This is a genomic window from Marinobacter sp. ATCH36, assembly GCF_023555055.1.
Lineage (GTDB): Bacteria > Pseudomonadota > Gammaproteobacteria > Pseudomonadales > Oleiphilaceae > Marinobacter.
Window position 1 is genome coordinate 587,931 of the sequence record NZ_JAMJPL010000002.1, and the last position, 21,392, is coordinate 609,322.

General features: G+C 57.3%; 21 protein-coding genes. 15 read left to right on the forward strand and 6 right to left on the reverse strand.

All coding sequences use genetic code 11. The features are described 5' to 3' along the window. Positions 1–1,257, reverse strand: a complete 1,257-nt coding sequence (locus tag M8010_RS10495; RefSeq protein WP_250091008.1) for a glutamate-5-semialdehyde dehydrogenase — start codon at positions 1,255–1,257, stop codon at positions 1–3. 178 nt (positions 1,258–1,435) lie between these two features. Between M8010_RS10495 and M8010_RS10500 the strand changes: the two genes are divergently transcribed. Genes M8010_RS10500 through M8010_RS10510 form a run of 3 tightly spaced genes read left to right on the forward strand, consistent with a single transcriptional unit; the run spans position 1,436 to position 4,901 of the window. Next, positions 1,436–2,455: a GGDEF domain-containing protein gene (locus tag M8010_RS10500; RefSeq protein WP_250091009.1), complete on the forward strand. Its 1,020-nt coding sequence runs from the start codon at positions 1,436–1,438 to the stop codon at positions 2,453–2,455. Then, the gene (locus M8010_RS10505; protein WP_250091011.1) at positions 2,452–3,450 is read left to right on the forward strand and encodes a GGDEF domain-containing protein; all 999 of its coding nucleotides are present in this window, start codon (positions 2,452–2,454) and stop codon (positions 3,448–3,450) included. The genes M8010_RS10500 and M8010_RS10505 overlap by 4 nt, the downstream gene beginning before the upstream one ends. After that, a complete protein-coding gene (locus tag M8010_RS10510) occupies positions 3,447–4,901 on the forward strand; it encodes a bifunctional DedA family/phosphatase PAP2 family protein (RefSeq protein WP_250091012.1) in 1,455 nt (484 codons plus the stop codon). The genes M8010_RS10505 and M8010_RS10510 overlap by 4 nt, the downstream gene beginning before the upstream one ends. 8 nt (positions 4,902–4,909) lie before the next feature. Here the strand turns inward: M8010_RS10510 and M8010_RS10515 are convergent, their stop codons facing one another. Both M8010_RS10515 and M8010_RS10520 read right to left on the reverse strand, forming a co-directional pair. Beyond that, positions 4,910–5,488 carry an LON peptidase substrate-binding domain-containing protein gene (locus M8010_RS10515; protein ID WP_250091014.1) on the reverse strand — a complete coding sequence of 193 codons (579 nt, stop codon included), beginning with the start codon at positions 5,486–5,488 and terminating at the stop codon, positions 4,910–4,912. Between the two features lie 56 nt (positions 5,489–5,544). Beyond that, entirely contained in the window at positions 5,545–6,801 is a 1,257-nt protein-coding gene (locus M8010_RS10520; RefSeq protein ID WP_250091015.1) for an HDOD domain-containing protein, read from the reverse strand. 145 nt (positions 6,802–6,946) lie between these two features. Here M8010_RS10520 and ilvD point away from each other — a divergent pair, with 145 nt between their 5' ends. After that, complete coding sequence (ilvD, locus tag M8010_RS10525; protein ID WP_250091017.1) at positions 6,947–8,782, forward strand: dihydroxy-acid dehydratase; 1,836 nt, start codon at positions 6,947–6,949, stop codon at positions 8,780–8,782. A 73-nt stretch (positions 8,783–8,855) separates the two neighbouring features. Here the strand turns inward: ilvD and M8010_RS10530 are convergent, their stop codons facing one another. Together M8010_RS10530 and M8010_RS10535 are read right to left on the reverse strand one after the other, a co-directional pair. After that, positions 8,856–9,266: a peptidoglycan-binding domain-containing protein gene (locus M8010_RS10530; RefSeq protein ID WP_250091018.1), complete on the reverse strand. Its 411-nt coding sequence runs from the start codon at positions 9,264–9,266 to the stop codon at positions 8,856–8,858. An 80-nt stretch (positions 9,267–9,346) separates the two neighbouring features. Further along, positions 9,347–10,462, reverse strand: a complete 1,116-nt coding sequence (locus M8010_RS10535; protein ID WP_250091166.1) for an AI-2E family transporter — start codon at positions 10,460–10,462, stop codon at positions 9,347–9,349. Between the two features lie 124 nt (positions 10,463–10,586). Here M8010_RS10535 and M8010_RS10540 point away from each other — a divergent pair, with 124 nt between their 5' ends. Together M8010_RS10540 and M8010_RS10545 are read left to right on the forward strand one after the other, a co-directional pair. Beyond that, on the forward strand, positions 10,587–10,931 hold the full coding sequence (locus tag M8010_RS10540) for a hypothetical protein (RefSeq protein WP_250091020.1): 345 nt from the start codon (positions 10,587–10,589) through the stop codon (positions 10,929–10,931). A 192-nt stretch (positions 10,932–11,123) separates the two neighbouring features. Beyond that, entirely contained in the window at positions 11,124–12,023 is a 900-nt protein-coding gene (locus tag M8010_RS10545) for a haloalkane dehalogenase (RefSeq protein ID WP_250091022.1), read from the forward strand. A gap of 39 nt (positions 12,024–12,062) precedes the next feature. Here M8010_RS10545 and M8010_RS10550 read toward each other — a convergent pair whose 3' ends face one another. Further along, positions 12,063–12,656, reverse strand: a complete 594-nt coding sequence (locus tag M8010_RS10550; protein ID WP_250091024.1) for a phenylacetic acid degradation protein PaaY — start codon at positions 12,654–12,656, stop codon at positions 12,063–12,065. A gap of 399 nt (positions 12,657–13,055) precedes the next feature. Here M8010_RS10550 and paaG point away from each other — a divergent pair, with 399 nt between their 5' ends. The 9 genes from paaG (at position 13,056) to paaD (ending at position 21,382) form a co-directional block, all read left to right on the forward strand. Next, positions 13,056–13,847 carry a 2-(1,2-epoxy-1,2-dihydrophenyl)acetyl-CoA isomerase PaaG gene (gene paaG / locus M8010_RS10555; protein ID WP_250091026.1) on the forward strand — a complete coding sequence of 264 codons (792 nt, stop codon included), beginning with the start codon at positions 13,056–13,058 and terminating at the stop codon, positions 13,845–13,847. Positions 13,848–13,850: 3 nt separating this feature from the next. Next, a complete protein-coding gene (gene paaH, locus M8010_RS10560; RefSeq protein ID WP_250091028.1) occupies positions 13,851–15,371 on the forward strand; it encodes a 3-hydroxyacyl-CoA dehydrogenase PaaH in 1,521 nt (506 codons plus the stop codon). Continuing rightward, complete coding sequence (gene paaI, locus M8010_RS10565; RefSeq protein ID WP_250091030.1) at positions 15,368–15,814, forward strand: hydroxyphenylacetyl-CoA thioesterase PaaI; 447 nt, start codon at positions 15,368–15,370, stop codon at positions 15,812–15,814. Before paaH ends, paaI begins: the two co-directional genes overlap by 4 nt. Continuing rightward, positions 15,811–17,058: a 3-oxoadipyl-CoA thiolase gene (gene pcaF, locus M8010_RS10570; RefSeq protein ID WP_250091032.1), complete on the forward strand. Its 1,248-nt coding sequence runs from the start codon at positions 15,811–15,813 to the stop codon at positions 17,056–17,058. The genes paaI and pcaF overlap by 4 nt, the downstream gene beginning before the upstream one ends. Before the next feature lie 60 nt (positions 17,059–17,118). Continuing rightward, positions 17,119–18,429: a phenylacetate--CoA ligase PaaK gene (paaK, locus tag M8010_RS10575; RefSeq protein WP_250091034.1), complete on the forward strand. Its 1,311-nt coding sequence runs from the start codon at positions 17,119–17,121 to the stop codon at positions 18,427–18,429. Positions 18,430–18,757: 328 nt separating this feature from the next. Next, positions 18,758–19,753: a 1,2-phenylacetyl-CoA epoxidase subunit PaaA gene (gene paaA / locus M8010_RS10580; protein WP_250091036.1), complete on the forward strand. Its 996-nt coding sequence runs from the start codon at positions 18,758–18,760 to the stop codon at positions 19,751–19,753. Between the two features lie 17 nt (positions 19,754–19,770). Beyond that, positions 19,771–20,052, forward strand: coding sequence for a 1,2-phenylacetyl-CoA epoxidase subunit PaaB (gene paaB / locus M8010_RS10585; RefSeq protein ID WP_250091038.1), 282 nt, complete (start codon positions 19,771–19,773; stop codon positions 20,050–20,052). A gap of 12 nt (positions 20,053–20,064) precedes the next feature. Continuing rightward, positions 20,065–20,829, forward strand: coding sequence for a 1,2-phenylacetyl-CoA epoxidase subunit PaaC (gene paaC / locus M8010_RS10590; protein ID WP_250091040.1), 765 nt, complete (start codon positions 20,065–20,067; stop codon positions 20,827–20,829). Next, positions 20,813–21,382 carry a 1,2-phenylacetyl-CoA epoxidase subunit PaaD gene (gene paaD, locus M8010_RS10595; protein ID WP_250091042.1) on the forward strand — a complete coding sequence of 190 codons (570 nt, stop codon included), beginning with the start codon at positions 20,813–20,815 and terminating at the stop codon, positions 21,380–21,382. The genes paaC and paaD overlap by 17 nt, the downstream gene beginning before the upstream one ends. Positions 21,383–21,392 lie beyond the last annotated feature (10 nt).

Sequence of the window (21,392 nt, forward strand, 5' to 3'; positions counted from 1 at the left end):
TCAGGTCCGGATGTGGCCATCGCCGAACACCACGTATTTCTGCGATGTCAGACCTTCAAGACCGACAGGGCCCCGGGCGTGGATTTTGTCCGTGGAAATACCGATTTCGGCACCCAGACCGTATTCGAATCCGTCGGCAAAACGGGTAGAGGCATTGACCATGACAGAAGCCGAATCAACTTCGGTAACGAACCGTCGAGCACGAGTGTAATTCTCAGTGATAATACTGTCGGTGTGTTGAGAGCTGAAGCGGTTGATATGTGCGATGGCACCATCGAGCCCGTCCACAACTTTAATCGCAAGAATCGGGGCCAGATATTCGGTTGTCCAGTCCTCCTCGGTGGCAGCGGTCACATCCTGCAGGATTTGCAGGGTCTGTTCGCAGCCCCTGAGCTCCACTCCCTTTTCGCGGAATGCATCCGCCAGCAATGGCAGCATGTCACTGGCAACTTCCTGGTCCACAAGCAGCGTCTCCATGGTGTTGCAGGTGCCATAGCGCTGGGTCTTCGAATTGATCGCCACTGCCAGCGCCTTCTCGGGGTCGGCATGGCTATCGATATACACATGGCAGATGCCGTCAAGATGCTTGATTACCGGAACCCGGGCATCACGGCTGATTCGTTCGATCAGGCCCTTGCCGCCGCGGGGAACAATCACGTCGACAAACCGGGGCATGGTGATCAATTCGCCTACGGCAGCCCGGTCGGTGGTTTTGATAACCTGGACAGCGTTCTCAGGCAGCCTTGCCTCGGACAATCCACGGGCGAGGCACGCCGCAATGGCCTGATTGGAGTGAATAGCCTCGGAGCCTCCCCGGAGAATGGTGGCGTTTCCGGATTTAAGGCACAGGCTGGCTGCCTCTACGGTGACGTTGGGCCGCGACTCGTAAATAATACCGATAACTCCGAGAGGCACTCGCATGCGGCCCACCTGTATACCGGACGGACGGTAAGTCATATCGGTGATTTCGCCGATCGGATCCGGCAGGGACGCCACCTGGCGAAGCCCCTCAATCATTGCGTCAATGCGCGCCGGTGTCAGTTCCAACCGGTCCAGCATGGCGTCATCCAGGCCGCTACTGCGGCCATTCTCCAGATCCTTTGCGTTTGCCGTGGCCAGCTCACTCCTCGATGCATCCAGAACTTCCGCCGTCGCCATCAGCGCCTGATTGCGAACCGCAGTTGTGGATCGGGCGACCGCGGTGGCGGCTTGCCGTGCCTGCTGTCCCACCTCAGCCATGTATGCTGCAATATCCATCCGATTACCTTTTCGTTTTAAACCGATTGTGCGAATCAGAGCCTAACTGTACCTTTCCCGTTTCAAGTACGCATCCCAAGCGATTACTATACCGCCCTGACGCACGTTATTACGCGGGTGATTGAGCGGTACCTGCTGTATGCTCTGAAACACGGACGCCCGGGAGAGGACGGATACCATGGCCCAGATGGCCGAAAAATTCCTGCTAAGCCGACTGTCGAGAACAGGATTCGTGATCCTGCTCGCCATCGCTGTATTCGCGGTTATTCAGCGGGAGCTACTGACCGCTGTTACGGCGATTGTCGGCGCTGGCCTGGTTTTCACCAGCAATGCTTTTCACCCCGGACGTTTCCGGCGCCCCTGGCCGGCCATTCATCGCCTGTTGTTCGTGGCCTTGCTATTCCTGTTGGTCACCAGCCTTTGGACCGGCCCCTTGAACCTGACTCACTGGCTCTATATGGCGCCACTGATCGGATTCGCTTTGCTGCCGGTTTTCTGGGGAACCTGCATCACCGTTCTGATCGCCTTTATGGCGATGTTCGCCGCCCACTGGTCCGGCGGTATCCCGGAACGTCACCAGATGATCAGCGCGCTGTTATTGACCGTAATGCTGTCCGGTTTACTGGTATTTCTCCGTGAATACAAGACCCGGCAACTGGCCCCCCTGCGACGCACTGACGAACTGACTCAGGCCGCCAGCAGGGAATACCTGTCTGCCGATCTTCACAAGGAGATCCAGCGCAGCGAACGGGAAGGCATCGACATGTCGGTGATCATGATTGGTCTGGACACCCACTTGAGTGACAATAACGCTGACGCCGATATCCGCTCCATATTGCCACGAATCGGCCGCTATCTGCACTCGCAACTGCGGGATTTCGACACCTATTACCGCGTGGCTGATTTACAGTTTCTGATTATCCTGCCCGGCATTGCGACCACAGACGCGGCCACCCTGGCGGAGACCATCCGCCGGGGTCTGAGTGCCCTGCTGGCTTCCCACCAGCTTGATCTGACTGTCAGTGCCGGAATTGCAGGGCTGAATATCGGCGATGATGCTGACAGCCTGCAACAATCCGCCGCCAATGCCCTCCGTCGGGCCCAACAACAGGGTGGTAACAGGGCCCAGTCGTACAGTACCTGGTCTCACACCGCACAAACGGCACGTACGGACGATACCGGAGGCCCGGCGTCATGACCGAAACACGCCTTCGAAGCTTCACCCACCTGGCCGGCTACCTGCTTGCAAGCCTGTTCATTGCCAGCCTGGCCTTCCAGAATCTGCGTTATGGCTTCTATGAACTGTTCTTCCTCGCGTCCGGCATGGCGCTTCTGACCATTGCCGGGGCCGGATACACATTTATATGTCGCCGTCATCAGCTATCAGCACCCGGGCACCTGATCATTCTTACGGCCCTCAACAGTGGCCTGGTCGCAGCAATGTACATACTGGCACCGCCCGGAATCAGTCACTGGGTTATGCCCCTGGTGCTTCTTAATTTACTGATCCTGCCCCTGCGCCAGGGCATGATCCTCTCGCTTTTATTGCTGGCCGCACTGCTGATTTTCCTGTTGCTGACACAGACTGTTTCCCATGCCGTTACCATTGGCTCCGGGGTATTCGCGCTGATAGCCGTTGCGGCACTCTACATCTGGCACTATGACCACATGGCGCAGTCCGCGGAAGACCTGGCCATCACGGACCCGGTCACCGGCGCCCATAACGCGCGCTTCCTGGATGAAACCCTGCAGAAAGAAATCAGCCGCGCGATCGAGATGTCCCACTCTCTGTCCGTCGTATCCCTAACGATAGACTATGCAGATGAAGCCGAGGACCTCCATGGCAAAGCAGGCATGCAGAGACTGCTGCGCGATCTCACACAGCACCTGTTCGGTGTGATTCGTGCCGGCGACACGCTCTACACCCTTGAGAACGGTGAATTCTTCCTGATTCTGCCTTTCACACCGGAGGAAGGTGTGAGGGTTATCGCTGAACGCATTCGACGGACAATTGCGGAGCAAACCTGGCCGCTGACTGGCAAGGTTACCGTCAGCCTTGGCTGCACCACCCGAGCCAGTTCGGATACCCGCACGGCCGACCTGCGAAAACGGGTGCAACAGGCGCTGAAGGAAGCCAGGAAACGGGGGACCGACTCTGTCTGGTACAGCCAGGGAGAAATTCGTCAGTCATGAGTTCGGAGTGGCTGCAGGCATTGACTGCATGGCTCGGGGCCAATCCGGGCTGGCTCTCGGTCGCCCTATTCACGACCGCATTTCTGGAATCACTGGCGCTGGCCGGTATCCTGATCCCGGGTGTGGCCATTATTTTTGCGGTTGCTGCACTTGCGGGCCAGGTCTCTGTACCGATTCTGGAGGTGCTGCTCTGGGCGGGGGCCGGCGCTGTTGCTGGCGACAGTATCAGCTTCGCCCTCGGCAGACTGTTTCAGGGCCGGCTGGATAAGCTCTGGCCACTGAATCGTTTTCCGGGTTTTATTGCCAAGGGTGAGGTCTTCTTCAACCTTCACGGCGGAAAAAGCGTTATCATTGGGCGGTTTGTTGGCCCGATACGCCCAATCATTCCCCTGATTGCCGGCGCCTTTCTGATGCCCTGGCGGCGATTTCTGGCATTTAATCTCTCCTCTGCCATAGCCTGGGCCCCCACCTATGTTTTACCCGGCTACCTGGTCGGCAGCGCGCTGGCCAGCGATTTTGAACCACCGGCCCATTTTTACCCGGTCATCGGCATCAGCGCCGGAGTTCTGCTGGTGATCTACCTGCTACTGATCCGCTTCCAGCTGGGACTCGGTCATAGCAGCCAGCTTTACCATTGGGTTGCCGGCCTGATGGCCCGCTACCACTCCACTCACCGCTTCTGGCGGCTTTACACCAGCCAGAGGCCTGCACAGGCTGGAGAGTTCCCACTGCCCTCACTGTCGCTGGCACTGGGCGGTGGAGCACTGTTTCTGATCCTGGGGCAACTGGTAAATGCAACGCAGCTGTTCGAGCCGTTCAATACCCTGACGCTCGAATGGCTGGAACAACTCAGGAATCCGTTACTGGACCCGGTGATGATTCTGGTAACGCTGCTGGGAGATCCCCCGATACTGTTGGCTGCAGCCATACTGGCCTCACTGGCACTGGGCATGCGTGGTTTTTACGCGGCAGCCCTGCATATTGTCGGTGCCGCCTTGCTGACAACACTGCTGGTGTGGGTGTTCAAATACCTCTCTGCGGTCCCACGACCAGACATCGTGCTTGGCCCGCCTGCCTCAGGCGCCTTTCCGAGCGGGCATACCACCGGCATTACCGTTTTTTCCTCACTGGCTGCCAGTTTCATTGCCCGGGAAAGCCGGCATCGTTGGCGTTCGCGCTATTATCTGCTGTTCAGTCTCCCCATCATTATGGTGGCGCTGAGTCGTCTTTACCTCGGGGTTCACTGGTTTACAGATATCGTCGCGGGGATTCTTCTGGGGCTGTCCATTTCCGGGCTGACAAGGGCCAGCTACAGCCGCTACGACAATATTCCGCTGACCACGGACGGTTCATTACTGGCGGCGGGTATTGTATGGATGCTCTATATTGCCTGGTATATCACTGATAAATGGGCGGAAACGGTATTTCTCTACGGTCCGGTGACGAGCTAGGCGCGGGATCAGTTCTGCTCCAGCGCTTCCAGCAACCCCAGTAGACGCTCCAGACGTTCCAGCGGGTCCTGGAGTTCTACCAGGCGTTGTTTTTCCTGCTTGTCCAGAGGAAGCAGTTCCGTCAGCCGCCAACCGACATCCCGGGCATCGTCATAGTCTATATCCATACCCAGCTCACGAATGACCGGGTGTCGAAACAGCGCCTTCAATACCGAAGGCAGCTCGGTGAAGCGTTCCGGAACCGTCAGCTCCTCCTCCGCCAGCAGGCATTCCACGTCGCCCACGTTGAGTCCATCCGGCTGCTGCCAGGTGCGAACCACAGTGACCTTGCCCTGGCCTTCAACCGTAATGCCCAGCAGGCCGTTGTCCAGCTGCTGGAAATCAATAATTCGCACATAAGTGCCAATGTCATAAAACGCCGCTGATGTGCCGGTTTCCAGTCCCTCCCTGAGCAGGACAACAACGAAACCCCGATCTTCCTTGAGGCAACGCGTCAGCATATCGATGTATCTTGGCTCGAACAGCTGGAGGGGAATTCTTCCCCGGGGCAGCACAACAGAGTTCAACGGAAAAATAGGTACGTTCATTGTTGGAATTGTCACCAAAAAAGGAGCTCCGAAAGACTGACCGCCCTGTCATATGCTCAGTGTATTGAAAGCAGGCGATGGACCTCGTCCACCCTTGCACGGGCTTGCGTCAGAAGTTGCAGGCTGCGGGAAGCATTCAGCTCAAGCTCGCCCAGCCTTCGGTAAGCAGGCACCTCGTCAAAAGGCGGGAGGTTGCCATTCTGGCTGGAACCAATCATGGCATGCAACTGGGCGACAATCACAATATCCACCAGCTGGGGAGCCGTTTCCCGGCACTCATGGCCCCAGTCTTCGGCATGGCGGGTGGCCTCAATAAAGCTCGCCGGGAATGACCAGCTTTCAAGAATCGCCGTACCCACATCTGCCCGCAGTTCACTAATGGCGTGCTCCAGATTTGCCTGATCGGCAAATAGATTAACGTGGTGTTCGGCCTGAACCAGCACCGGCACCACCCCGATATCGTGCAACAATCCGGCAAGCAGAGCCTCTTCCGGATTGATGGATGTGGCGCTGTCGGCCAGTACCCAGCACAGCGCGGCAACCTCGCGAGAGTGGCGCCAGAGCTTGTCCATCTCTTTCTGCAGCGATGCCTGCCTGGTCTTGAACACTTCCCGCATGGAGAACACCGTTATCAGCTGGCGAGTTGTGCGCATTCCCAGCCTGACGACGGCTTCACGAACGTTGCGCACATCGCTGAACCCCCGGTACAACGGGCTGTTGCAGGCGCGGACCAGCTTGGCTGCCATTGCCGGGTCTGCGGAAATAGCGCTCGCAACCTGGTCGGCAGTGGAATCCTCGCGATCGACCGTTCTGCGAACCTTCCATGCCACATCCGGAACGCTGGGCAGGCTGAACTGGTTGGACCGCAGTTCGGCATAAAACTCCATAAGCAGATGATGCTCTTCACTGCCATCGTCTCCCAAGCCATCACCCGAATCCATCTCCACCTGAGGCACCGGCGCCGAGCGCAACAGCTGGTTCAGGACATCCTGCGGGATCACCAGAAACTCACTGGCCTTGATCGCGGTCACGTCGTACATTCGAGGCTGTAACCTGGCGACAGGATTGACCGCTTTTTCACTCTCCGCGTCTACGATGGACTTGCGGCCGTCAACCGACTCCAGCTCCACACTGCCTGATACCAGGAAGAAATCCAGCCCATCACGTAGGCCCCGCTCCATTACACGCTGGCCCGGGCCATGGGCTCTTCGTTCTGCCCGGCTTGCCAGCAACACCAACTGGTCGTCAGTTAACCGGTTCAACGGTTGAAACTGTTTGAGACGACGCAGCGGCAGGCTTTCCTGCCCAGCCATAGGACTACTCCTTGGTCAGTTGTTCATTAACTCTGTTACACATTGTAAGCACGGATGATCAAAACAACCATGCGATCAAGGGGTAATCTGGTATCCTTTTGCCTTTCATTTTTTGACCCAGTTGCAGAAGAGAGACCAGAAACCCATGCCCCAGTATCGTTCGCGGACATCCACCGCAGGCCGCAACATGGCGGGCGCCCGCGCTCTTTGGCGCGCCACCGGCATGAAGAATGAAGATTTTGGCAAACCCATTATTGCTGTTGCCAACTCCTTTACCCAGTTTGTGCCCGGCCATGTTCACCTCAAGGACCTGGGCCAGTTGGTGTGCCGCGAAATCGAGCAAGCCGGCGGTGTTGCCAAGGAATTCAACACCATCGCCGTGGACGATGGTATCGCCATGGGCCACGACGGCATGCTGTATTCCCTGCCATCCCGGGAAATCATCGCCGATTCTGTGGAATACATGGTTAATGCTCACTGTGCCGACGCACTGGTGTGCATTTCCAACTGCGACAAGATCACGCCGGGCATGTTGATGGCCGCAATGCGCCTGAACATACCCGCCATCTTTGTCTCCGGTGGCCCCATGGAAGCCGGAAAAACCAAGCTTTCAGAGCACAAGCTCGACCTGGTCGATGCGATGGTCATTGCCGCCGACCCCAATGCCGATGATGAAACGGTTGCCGAGTACGAGCGCAGTGCCTGCCCCACCTGCGGATCCTGTTCTGGAATGTTTACGGCCAACTCCATGAACTGTCTGACTGAAGCTATCGGTCTTGCACTCCCGGGCAACGGCTCACTGCTGGCTACCCACGCGGACCGCGAACAGCTGTTTCTGCAAGCAGGAAGACAGATTGTAGAGAATGCCCGGCGCTATTACGAAGAAGACGACGCCAGCGTGCTGCCGTTGAGCATTGCCTCCATTGAAGCCTTTGAGAACGCCATGGTTATGGACATCGCCATGGGCGGGTCTACCAACACTATTCTGCATTTGCTGGCAGCAGCCCAGGAAGGCGGCGTACCGTTCACCCTCAACGAGATTGACCAGCTTTCCCGCAGGGTCCCGCAGTTGTGCAAGGTTGCACCCAACTCCCCGAAATACCACATGGAGGACGTGCACCGGGCCGGCGGCATCATGGGTATACTCGGCGAACTGGAACGGGGCGGACTGATCAACGCGGACCTGCCCACGGTACACAGCAAAACCATGCGCGAAGCCCTGAAAACCTGGGACATCATGCAGGAGCCGACGCCCGAAGTGGTGGAGTTCTACAAGGCAGGCCCTGCCGGCATTCCAACCCAGACCGCCTTCAGCCAGAGTACCCGCTGGCCGTCACTTGACGGCGACCGGGAAACCGGCTGTATCCGCTCGGTCGAGCATGCCTACTCCTCTGAGGGCGGCCTCGCGGTACTCTTCGGTAACATTGCCCTGGACGGCTGCGTGGTCAAAACTGCCGGAGTGGACGAAAGCATCTTTGTGTTTGAGGGTAAGGCAAGGGTTTACGAGAGCCAGGATACGGCTGTAACAGGCATCCTCAATGACGAAGTGAAATCCGGCGAAGTGGTCATTATCCGCTACGAAGGCCCCCGCGGCGGGCCCGGCATGCAGGAAATGCTCTACCCCACCAGCTATCTGAAGTCCAGGGGGTTGGGTAAAGACTGCGCGCTTCTCACCGACGGCCGTTTTTCTGGTGGCACCTCAGGATTGTCCATTGGCCACGCCTCTCCCGAAGCGGCCGCGGGCGGCGCTATTGGCCTGATCGAAGATGGCGACCTGATCCGCATCGACATCCCCAACCGCTCCATCAACGTGGAGATAGACCAGAACGAGCTGAATCGCCGCCGCGAAAAAAGGAACCAAAAGGGCTGGAAACCGGAACTCGCAAGGCCTCGCAAGGTGTCAGCGGCACTGAGAGCCTATGCTCTGCTGGCAACCAGTGCCGACAAGGGCGCGGTCAGAGACCTGGAAAAGCTGGACTGAACGCAACGGGCCCGGAGTACACAGAGTACCACCGGGCCCGAAAGCTTGCAGAAATCCGACTCAGGATATAGCTCTAGAAGAACCAGCCACCGTCATCATCTTCCTCAATATCATCCTCTTTGGCCTGTGCTTCCGGAGTCTCTTCAGGCTCGGATGCGGTGCTGGAGGATGCTGCTGCGTTCTGCGATGAGCCGGCAGAGCCAGACGACGCGACCTGCACTGACACCATACCCAACGCTTCTTTGGTGGCATCATTGAGTTCGCCCGAAGCATTCAGCCCCAGATCCCGTTGGAATGCTGTGAGCGCAGAGCGTGTTTGCTCGTCCATTCGCGCGCTGACATTATTGATCTCATAGCCCGCACCGTAGAGCGCATTCTTGAGCGCCACAGTATCGTTTGCCAGTGCATGGGGGGCTGCGAGCGTCACCGCTCCGAGCATTACTGCCGCCGCCAGCTGGCTTCGTATTACTGACCTGCTGATCATGATCTACTCCGGTTACCTGTTGTTTTTTATTGTGATGCCAGCCTCTACAGGTTGGACACTAATACCAAAGACTAACATAGTTAATCTTGCCGGGGCTTTTCAGATTGTTGCATTTCTGTAGCTGTGCCAGGCATGTTGTGCACTGCAGTTCCCGGCACTTCCCCGAACTCGCGAATAAAAATTCCCCAGAAAGCCATAAACAGGGCAGCGACCAACGGCCCCATCACAAAACCGTTGACGCCAAACATCACAATCCCGCCCAGGGTTGAAAGCAGAACAATATAGTCCGGCAGTTTGGTATCCCGACCAACGAGAATCGGACGTAGCAAGTTGTCGGAAAGTCCGATGACAATCGACCCGAAAGCCGTAAGGATAACCGCCGAAATAATCTCGCCGGTCGCTGCCAGATACAGGGCCGCCGGCACCCACACAAGGGCCGCGCCCACCGCCGGAATAAGCGAGACTATCGCCATTACCACGCCCCACAACAGCGCAGCCTGGATATTCAGCAACCAGAAAATCAGACCACCAAGAGCACCCTGGATGATGGCAATCAGCAGGTTGCCCTTGACCGTTGCCCGGGTGACCTCCGCAAACTTGGCAAACAGCAGGCGCTCCCGCGCGTCACCCAGTGGCAGCGCCTGAATCAGCAGATCCACCAGCTTGTTGCCGTCACGGATCAGGAAGAACGCCAGATAGACCATCAACGACAGCCCCAGAAAAAACTGAAAGGTGTTCTGCCCGATCCCCAGGGCCTGTTTCGCGAGAAACTGGCTACCACCCACAAATGCACTGACCACCCTGTCCCTCACTTCGGCGAAATCCATTCCGAACTGGGCAAAGAAGGCCTCAATGGCAGGAAAAGACTGGTTCACCCTGTCGATATACTCGCCCGGACGGAGCTCCCCATCCTGTATTTGCTGGTAGACGGAAAGCCCCTCGGCAACCAGGGATGTCACCAGCGCCAACACCGGAATAACCACAATGACCATGCAGATCATAAGTGTCAGTAATGCAATCACATTGGGACGGTTGCCGAGTCGCTTTGCCAGACGTTCACGTACCGGGTGAAAAATCAGCGCAATGGCCACAGCCCAGAATATCGGGCCAAAAAACGGCTTCATCAGCAGCACAAAAGCCAGGGAGACGCCGACGAGCATGGCCAGAAAAGTCCGTGTCTCCAGTTTTCCGTACATCATAATTCTTGATCCTGATTCAGATTGCCAACCGGGACACCAGACTACCACGGCGTCATGGCCAGTCTAGCGGCTTTCAGGTTATAGTTGACGGTTATTGGTCACTCTTTAAGCGGGTCAGGCATTGGGTAACGAAGAGTTTGATGTCGAATCAGCACAGAATGCGGCGGCTGCCCTCCATCGGGTGCTGGCCGCCAGAACCCATCGTCGCAAGGTGATGGGGCAGGAAGTGCTTGTGCCCGGGCAATTGGGAGAAGCCCTACACCTTCCCCGCATCATCAGGCAGCTCCAGGGCAAGCAGCTACGGCAGCGGGAACGAGGGCTCGAGGAATTCCATGAACTTTGGCCAACCCTGTCTGCCGCAACCCGTGAAAAAGTCCTCGATCAGATTGGTTGGTACGACCCGAAATCACTGAACTGGGAGGACAAGCGCTCTAACCGTCGCCCCGCTGCTGACTCCGATCAATAACCGCCGACCTCGGAGAATAAGCTCTGGCAGGACTTGGGGGCAGCGCAGACCTGATCAGCAAGGCCTGCTGATTCAAACAGCCAACGCACTGTTACGTAAACCAAACACACAAAATTTCCATCTGCTTTATCCTGATTGTTGAAGGCTGAGATTAACCAGCCACGCAACCACTCAGTCAGGACAGTCGATGGCATGCGTATTCTGAGAACCGATGAAGCCCGCTTCGCAGGCCTTCCGGATTATCCTTTTTCACCTCACTACCTGGACGTCGAGCCAGGCCTGAGAATGCACTACGTAGACGAGGGACCAAACGATTCAGCACCGGTGCTGATGTTACATGGAGAACCATCCTGGTCTTACCTTTACCGACACATGATTCCACTTGTGGCAGAAGCCGGGCACCGAGTCCTGGCCCCTGACCTGGTGGGTTTCGGGAAATCCGACAAACCCTCCGAGGTAGCCGACTACAGTTACGACCGGCATATAAACTGGCTTTCCCAGTGGCTGAAAGCACTGGACCTGAAGAACATTACCCTGGTTTGCCAGAACTGGGGCTCCCTGCTGGGACTGCGCCTGGCGGCGGAGCACCCACAGCTTTTCCGCCGGATTATCGTAGGTAACGGCATGCTACCAACGGGCGATACGCCGGTGCCCGCCGTGTTTTCCCTCTGGAAAGCCTTTGCCACGCACAGCCCGTGGTTTCCGGTGGGCAGAATTGTCCAGCTGGGCACGGAGAGAGCCATGAGCAAGGCCGAAATCGCCGCCTACGAGGCCCCTTTTCCAAGCGCCGAATTCAAAGCCGGCGCAAGAGCTTTTCCGAAACTGGTTCCGGTATCGGCTGATGATCCGTCAAGCGAGGCCAACAAATCCGCCTGGCGTGTTCTGGAAAAATGGAAGAAGCCATTTATAACCTGCTTCAGCAGTGGCGACCCGATCACCCGGGGCGGTGACCGCTATATGCAGCGACGCATTCCCGGTGCCCACGGGCAACCCCACATAACCCTGCGGGGTGGTCATTTCCTGCAGGAAGACTCTCCGGACGATTTCGCGCGCATTATTATCGATGCACTGAAATCAGAGTTGGCCGCCTGAAGAACTCGATATCGGTGTGCAACACCCGATTACCCCGAATCAGGTCCGATTCTTGGGCTGATAATCGCCCGCATCGACTCTGGGCCGATCAGCATCTGCGTCCTCCAGTGGCTGGCACTCTTCCAGGCTCGCGAAGCAGCGGAGTGTCAGCCTCTGATACTCTTCGGTCCCTTTCGCCTTCCAGGCCACCTCTTTGTCACTCAATACCCGCAACACCTTGGCCGGGGTACCGACGATCAAAGATGCAGGATCGCACTGAAATCCGGCTGTTACCAAGGCACCGGCGCCAACAATAGAGCGTGGCGCTATAACAGCGTCGTCCATGATTACTGCGTTCATTCCAACCATTGCGCCTTCACTGATAATGCATCCGTGAAGAATGGCACCATGCCCCACGTGCCCGTCTTTCTCGACCACCACATCCTTGCCCGGGAAAGCGTGTGCAACGCAGGTATCCTGAATATTGGCACCTTCCTTCAACACGATGCGTCCGAAATCGCCACGCAAAGAGGCGGCCGGGCCAACATAGCAGCCAGGGCCAATCCACACATCCCCGATCAGAATGGCGGATGGATGAACATAGGCAGACGGATGTACAACAGGCTGAACACCTTCAATACTGTAAGCAGGCATGCTTATCTCCTTAAGTAACAAGTCGAGAATGCGACGATACTTTCTGATTCATTTTCCCCACAACTTTACCGCTAATTGGGGATATTTTTACAGATCAAAGGGACACAAAACCCTCCCCACGAGGAAAATAGGCTCCTAAAAATCGAACAATAGTATGGAAAATCCTTTTTATTCAATGACTAAATGAATTTTAGGTCAAACAGGCAAATGTGATACAAAATGTGTAGATCCGAAACCTTGACGAGTATCAATTAATAGATATACTGATTCCAAATCAGCCCACTTACAACGGAAACACCGCCTGACGGCAAGTCTGACTCCGGGCGGCTGAGATATTCTTCAGATAAAAACAAAGCCACATCGGAAAGCCATCCATCATTCTATTTACAGGATAACGCCATGACTCAGCCGAGCATTCTTCTCGAAATCGATCAGGGAGTGGCTCTGCTTACCCTGAACCGCCCGGACAGCCTGAACAGTTTCAACGTCGAAATGCACGAACGCATGCGCGATGCCATTAAATCCGTGCGCAAGGATGAGTCTGTTCGCGTGCTGGTCATTACCGGCTCTGGCCGAGGCTTTTGCGCCGGGCAGGATCTTTCTGATCGCAGCGTTTCCCCGGACCAGGAAGTGCCGGACCTGGGCGCGTCCCTCGAGAACTACTACAACCCGATGCTGCGCAGCCTGCGTGATTTACCGATGCCAGTGCTCTGCGCCGTTAACGGTGTTGCGGCGGGCGCAGGCGCCAACATTTCCCTTGCCTGCGACATCACACTGGCGGCCCGCTCCGCCAATTTTGTTCAGGCATTCTGCAAGCTTGGCCTGGTTCCCGACTCTGGCGGCACCTGGATCCTGCCCCGCGTAGCCGGTATGGCGCGGGCCAAAGGTATGGCCTTGTTAGGAGATAAGATCAGCGCCGAACAGGCCGAGAACTGGGGCATGATCTGGCGCTGTGTCGACAACGACCAGCTCATGGAAGAAACCATGAAGCTGGCCCGCCATTTCGCAACTCAACCTACCAAAGGTCTGGCCCTGATCAAGCGCGCACTGCACGCCAGTGCCAGCAACACCTTTGAAGAGCAGATCAATCTGGAGCGCGACCTTCAGCGCACAGCCGGGCAGACCGAGGACTACCGCGAAGGCGTTGCCGCCTTCATGGAAAAACGCACACCGAACTTCAAGGGGAAATAAGCCATGCCGGCATTGGACACCCGAATAAACGTTGCCGTCATCGGCGCCGGGGCCATGGGCTCCGGCATTGCCCAGGTCGCGGCCCAGGCAGGCCATCAGGTTTACCTGCACGACCAGAGGGAAGGTGCCGCAGAAGCTGGCCGTGATGGCATCGCCAAACAGCTTCAACGCCGTGTTGACAAAGGCAAGATGCAGCAGCAGGACCTGGACGCCGTCATTGGCCGGATCCAGCCAGTCGCGAGCCTGGAGGAAGTCGCAGATGCCGGGCTGGTGATCGAAGCGATTATCGAAGATCTGCAGATCAAACGTCAGCTACTCGCAAACCTGGAAGATCTGTGTGCAGGGGACGCGATCCTCGCCACCAACACCTCCTCCATCTCGGTGACGGCCCTTGGCGCCGAAATGCAGAAGCCCGAGCGCCTGGTGGGTATGCACTTCTTCAATCCCGCGCCGCTGATGGCACTGGTTGAAGTGGTGAAGGGCCTGGCCACCAGCAAAGCCGTTGCCGACACTGTTCACGCCACGGCAACCGCTTGGGGCAAGAAGCCTGTGTATGCCACATCCACGCCCGGCTTTATCGTCAACCGGGTTGCCCGGCCGTTTTACGCTGAAAGCCTGCGCCTGCTTCAGGAACAGGCCACCGATGCGGCAACGCTGGATGCCATTATCCGTGAGGCCGGCCAGTTCCGCATGGGCGCATTTGAACTGACCGATCTGATCGGTCACGACGTCAACTACGCGGTGACCAACTCGGTGTTCAATTCCTACTATCAGGATCCGCGCTTCCTGCCCTCGCTGATCCAGAAAGAACTGGTTGAGGCCGGCCGCCTCGGGCGCAAGAGCGACCAGGGTTTTTACTCGTATGGCGAGAACGCCGAGAAGCCCCAGCCTCAAACCGAGCAGGTCCACCAATCTGATGAGACCTTCGTCATCGCTGAAGGCAATCCCGGTGCAGCTGCCCCGCTGCTGGAGCGACTGAAAGCCGCCGGCCTCACCATTATCGAGCGCGATGGCCCGGGACAGATTCGTTTCGGCGATGCCGTATTGGCCCTCACCGATGGGCGAATGGCCACCGAGCGCGCTGCCAGCGAGGGCACCTCGAATCTTGTGTTATTCGACCTGGCTTTCGATTACCACAAAGCGTCCAGGCTCGCCCTGGCGCCAGCCGACCAGGCTTCCGATGCGGCGGTTTCCTGTGCCTGTGCTTTACTACAAAAAGCGGGTATTGCCGTTAGCCTGATTGCTGATCGCCCCGGGCTGGTCATCATGCGCACCGTTGCCATGCTGGCCAACGAAGCCGCCGACGCGGCCCTGCACGGGGTAGCAACGGTTGCGGATATCGATCTGGCCATGAAAGCCGGCCTGAATTATCCGGACGGCCCCCTGAGCTGGAGTGACCGACTCGGGGCGGGCCATGTATTTAACGTGCTCACCAACATCCAGAACAGCTACGCAGAAGACCGCTATCGCCCTGCCCTGCTGCTCCGGAAGAACGCATTTGCACAAAAGGGGTTTTATTCATGAGCGAGATGGACCCGCAGACACTCGCCGAAGAATGCGCAAAAGCCATGTTCGCCCGGGACCAGGCCAGCCAGAAGCTGGGCATGAACATTGAGTCGGTTGCCCCCGGTAAGGCAGTGCTTACCATGACCGTCACCGGCGACATGATCCAGGGCCATGGTTCCTGCCACGGCGGCTACCTGTTCACACTGGCCGATTCAGCGTTTGCCTTTGCCTGTAACAGCTATGACCGGGCCACCGTCGCCTCCGGCTGCAGCATTGACTATATGTACGGCGCCAAAGAGGGCGACCGGCTGACCGCCACCGCCGAAGAGCAGGCCCGTGGTGGCCGCACCGGTATCTATGACATCACACTAACCAACCAGGACGGCCGCAAGGTTGCCCTGTTCCGGGGCCGCTCCTACGAGGTTCGTGGCACCGTACGCAATTCGGAGGAAACTGCATGAGCACCGACAATTCCCTTAAAGACGCCTACATCGTCGATGCCATCCGCACCCCTATTGGCCGCTATGGCGGCGCTCTCTCTGCCGTGCGTGCGGACGATCTCGGCGCCATCCCCATCAAGGCCCTGACCGAGCGACACCCGGATCTGGACTGGTCGAAAATTGACGATGTGCTTTATGGATGTGCCAACCAGGCCGGCGAAGATAACCGCGATGTCGCCCGCATGTCGTTGCTTCTGGCAGGCCTGCCGGTTGGCATACCTGGAAGCACAATCAACCGCCTCTGTGGTTCCGGTATGGATGCTGTCGGCAGCGCTGCAAGAGCCATCCGCACCGGCGAGACCAACCTGATGATCGCTGGTGGCGTGGAATCCATGTCCCGGGCCCCCTTCGTGATGGGCAAGGCCGACTCGGCATTCAGCCGCAAGGCGGAGATCTTCGATACCACCATCGGCTGGCGCTTCGTCAATCCGTTACTGAAGAAACAGTACGGCATTGATTCCATGCCGGAGACGGCAGAAAACGTGGCAGCGGATTTCGGCATCTCCCGTGAAGACCAGGATGCCTTTGCCCTCCGCAGCCAGCAGCGGACCGCCGCCGCCCAGAAAGCCGGACGCTTCGCCGACGAAATTACCCCGGTAACCATTCCACGCCGCAAGCAGGATCCACTGGTTGTGGACACCGACGAACATCCGCGGGAAACCACCATTGAGCAGTTGGCCAAGTTGCCAACGCCATTCCGCGAAAACGGAACCGTAACCGCAGGGAACGCCTCAGGCGTTAACGACGGTGCCTGCGCCCTTCTGCTGGCTGGTGCCGATGCTCTGAAACAGTACAACCTCAAGCCCCGAGCGCGGGTCGTTGCCATGGCCACCGTTGGTGTTGAGCCGAGAATCATGGGCTTCGGCCCGGCCCCGGCAACTCGCAAAGTTCTGGCGACAGCTGGCCTTGAACTGGCGGATATGGACGTGATCGAACTCAATGAGGCATTTGCTGCACAGGCTCTCGCAGTGACCCGGGATCTCGGCCTGCCGGACGATGCGGACCACGTGAACCCGAATGGTGGCGGTATTGCCCTCGGGCATCCGCTTGGCATGAGCGGTGCCAGGCTGGTGACTACAGCCCTGAATGAACTTGAACGCCGTCACGCGGCGGGCCAGAAAGCCCGGTACGCCCTATGCACCATGTGCATCGGCGTTGGCCAGGGCATTGCCCTGATCATCGAACGGACAGATACGGTGGCCTGAGGGCACCGGTCAAAAGAGAACCAAGACCTTTAGCCAACAAGAACAACGCAGGACAGAATCATGACCTTACCATTACAAAAACTGGGCAAACTTGACCGTATGGAAACGGCCAGCATTGACGAGCTTCGCCACGAGCAGCTTCAGCGCCTGCGCTGGAGTTTGGTCCATGCCTATACCAACGTGCCCTTCTACCGCAAAGCGTTTGACGAGATCGGCCTGAAGCCGATGGATATCAATTCCCTGGATGATCTGGCCAAAGTGCCGTTTACCACCAAGGCGGATCTTCGCGACAACTATCCGTTCGGCATGTTTGCCACCCCCATGTCCGACGTGGTCCGGGTTCATGCTTCCAGCGGCACAACCGGCAAACCGACCGTGGTCGGCTACACCCAGAGTGACATCAATACATGGGCGGACATCGTGGCACGCTCCATTCGCGCCGGAGGTGGCTCCCGTGGCGACAAGGTCCACGTGGCCTACGGATACGGCCTGTTCACCGGTGGCCTTGGCGCCCACTACGGTGCCGAGCGGCTTGGATGTACCGTGATTCCCATGTCCGGCGGCCAGACCGAGAAACAGGTCCAGCTGATAAAGGATTTCGAGCCTGACATCATCATGGTCACGCCCTCCTACATGCTGAACATCGCCGACGAGCTGGACCGTCAGGGTATTGATCCGCATAAGCTCCCGCTGCGCCTCGGCATTTTTGGTGCCGAACCCTGGACCAACGCCATGCGAGCAGAAATCGAGGAACGACTCGGCATCGAGGCCCTCGACATCTATGGCCTGTCAGAAGTCATGGGCCCTGGCGTGGGCATGGAATGCATTGAAACCAAGGATGGCCCTACCATCTGGGAAGACCATTTCTATCCGGAAATCATCAATCCTGACACCGGCGAAGTACTGCCAGACGGTGAATACGGTGAGCTGGTGTTCACCTCGCTGACCAAGGTGGCGCTGCCGATTCTGCGTTACCGCACCCGGGATCTCACCCGCCTGCTGCCGGGCACCGCACGTCCCATGCGCCGTATCGACAAGATTACCGGCCGCAGCGACGACATGCTGATTATCCGTGGTGTGAACGTATTCCCAAGCCAGATTGAAGAGCAGGTTCTGAAATGCGAGGCGCTGGCCCCACACTACGAGATTGAGGTTTATAAGGAAGGCAACCTGGACTGCGTCGATATCCGGGCCGAGCTGAAACCCGGTGAGACTGACAACTCGGAGAGCCGTGCCGCAGCATCCAAAGAGCTGGCTCACCATATCAAGTCCTACATCGGTATCAGCACCCGTGTGGAAGTAGTGGAAAGCAACCGTCTGGCCCGTTCGGAAGGCAAGGCCAAACGCGTGTTTGACCGCCGAAACAAGTAAGCCTGCATGGCCACCAGAGAGTCAGCCTGCAACCATTGCGCCTGGCTCTCTCACTTTTTGCCCTCCACCGCCAAAATCACCAATTTAAATTTGCTTTCCTTTTGCCGATCTCAATAGCATTTAATCACGTATCGTTTCTTTTATTATGAAAATCAGTGCTATAAGCTCTTTTTATGAATCTATTAGATATAACATGACACACAAAGAAAGATCTTGATATTTATTCAGTATCATATAATATGAATTTAATGGCCTTCAGTTGTACTGAGGGCACCGCTGTTCCTGGAATACCAGAACAACAGCCCGATCAGTCAGGAGGTATTTTTTTATGTACGCTCAGCTCGTTGAAACCGGCGCCAAGCGCCTGAAGACCCTGGAAGAAATGTCACCTGAAGAGCGCGAGTTTCAGGAAAAGGTCGATGCAGAAACCAAAATCGAACCGAAGAACTGGATGCCCGAAGGCTACCGGAAGACCCTGGTTCGTCAGATTTCCCAGCACGCTCACTCTGAAGTGGTCGGCATGCTGCCCGAAGGCAACTGGGTAACCCGTGCACCTACGCTGAAGCGCAAGCTTCAACTGATGGCCAAGATACAGGACGAGGCAGGCCACGGCCTGTATCTGTACAGCGCCATGGAAACCCTGGGTGCTGACCGTGATGAAGAAATCGAGAAGCTGCACCAGGGCAAAGCCAAGTACTCGAGCATCTTTAATTATCCCACTCTGAACTGGGCGGATATGGGTGCCGTGGGCTGGCTGGTAGATGGCGCGGCAATCGTTAACCAGGTGGTGCTTCAACGTACTTCCTACGGCCCCTATTCACGCGCCATGGTGCGCATCTGCAAGGAAGAGAGCTTCCACCAACGTCAGGGTTACCAGATCCTGCTGGATATGATGCGCGAAGGTACCGAAGAGCAGAAAGCCATGGTACAGGACGCGATCAACCGCCTGTGGTGGCCGGCACTGATGATGTTCGGCCCGCACGATGACGAGTCCCCGAACTCTCAGCAGTCCCTGGCCTGGAAGATCAAGCGCAAGAGTAACGACGAACTGCGCCAGATGTTCATCGACCAGACAATTCCGCAACTCGAATTCCTGGGATGCACCGCGCCGGATCCGGATCTGAAATGGAACGAAGAAACCGGCCACTACGATTTCGGTGAAATCAACTGGCAGGAATTCTACGACGTTCTCAACGGCAACGGCCCTTGTAACCGCGAGCGCATCAACACGCGCAAGAAAGCAATTGACGAGGGTGCGTGGGTCCGCGAAGCGGCCGTCGCCTATGCCAAAAAACAAAAACAGCGCGCGCAAGAAGCCGCTTGATACCGGAGGAATACAACATGTCTGAATGGCGCCTTTACGAAGTTTTTGTACGGTCGAAGCATGGCTTGAACCACAAGCACGTGGGCAGCGTGCACGCCTCTGACGCAGAGATGGCTATGGAAAACGCCCGTGATCTGTATACACGCCGTAGCGAAGGCGTAAGCATCTGGGTGGTGCCCTCTGACACCATCACAGCCTCCACATCCGACGAGAAGGAAGTCCTGTTCGACCCGTCGGAGGACAAGATTTACCGGCACGCTTCTTTTTACGAGCTGCCCGATGAAGTCGGACACATGTAAGGAGCGTTAACAATGACAGAAGCAGAAGCATTAAAAGAATACCTGCTGCGCCTGGCAGATTCCGACATGATCCTGGGCCAGCGCCTGTGCGAGCTATGCGGCAAGGCCCCGGCACTCGAGGAAGAAATGGCGCTGATGAACGTTGCCCTCGACCTCGTTGGTCAGGCACGCAACTGGTATGAGTACGCTGCCGAGCTGATTGATGATGGCCGTGATGCGGACAAGCTGGCGTTCCGCCGCGATGCCCACAATTACCGCAACCTGCTGCTTACCGAGCAGCCCAATGAAGGTTATGCGGTTACGATGGGCCGGCAGTTTTTCTTTGACGTGTGGCACTACTTCACACTCAAGAGCCTGGCCGGATCCAGCGACGAGCGGATTGCCGGTATTGCCGCCAAAGCTCTTAAAGAAGCCACCTATCACCTGCGTCGGTCATCCGAGTGGGTCAAACGTCTGGGCGATGGCACTGATGAGAGCCATCAACACATGCAGGATGCCGTGGATATCCTCTGGCGCTTCACCGGCGAACTGATCACCCCGGACGACACCGACCGTGTCATGGCCGAGGCGGGCATTGGTCCGGACCCCGACCAGCTTGCCAAAGACTGGCGCGGCATGGTCAACGAGGTGCTCACTCAGGCCACGCTGACACCGGGCGCCGAAGACGCCTGGATGTACATGGGCGGCAAGCACGGTGAGCACACCGAGCACCTTGGTTTCATTCTGGCAGAAATGCAGTTCCTGCAGAGGGCCTACCCCGATGCCACAACATGGTGATACAGACAGCCGGTCAGCCGTCGATATTCTGATTGCCAGTGATCGGGTGCCGGCAAATGCCCGCCCCGATCTGCTGACAGAGGACGACATCTGGGCACTTCTGGAAGAGGTCAAAGACCCGGAAGTGCCGGCGGTAAGTGTTGTGGAGCTCGGTATTATCCGTGCAGTGCGTTGGGACGGCAAAGAACTGTGCATTGATGTAACCCCGACATACTCCGGCTGCCCGGCTACCGAATTGATTGAAGAGCTGATTACCGAAGCCATGCGCGCTGCGGGCTTCCGGGATCCGAAAATCAATCAGGTGCTGACCCCCGCCTGGACCACCGACTGGATTACAGACGAAGGCAAAGAGAAGCTTCGGGCATTCGGAATCGCACCACCCGAGGGCAGCTCCAGCAAGATGAGCCTGCTTGGAGAACCGGAAGTCATTGCCTGCCCCCACTGCGGCAGCAAGGATACCGAGCGGGTCAGCGAATTCGGTTCCACTGCGTGCAAAGCACTTTATCGTTGCAGGGAATGCCTCGAACCCTTCGACTATTTCAAATGCATCTAGAGCCGATACG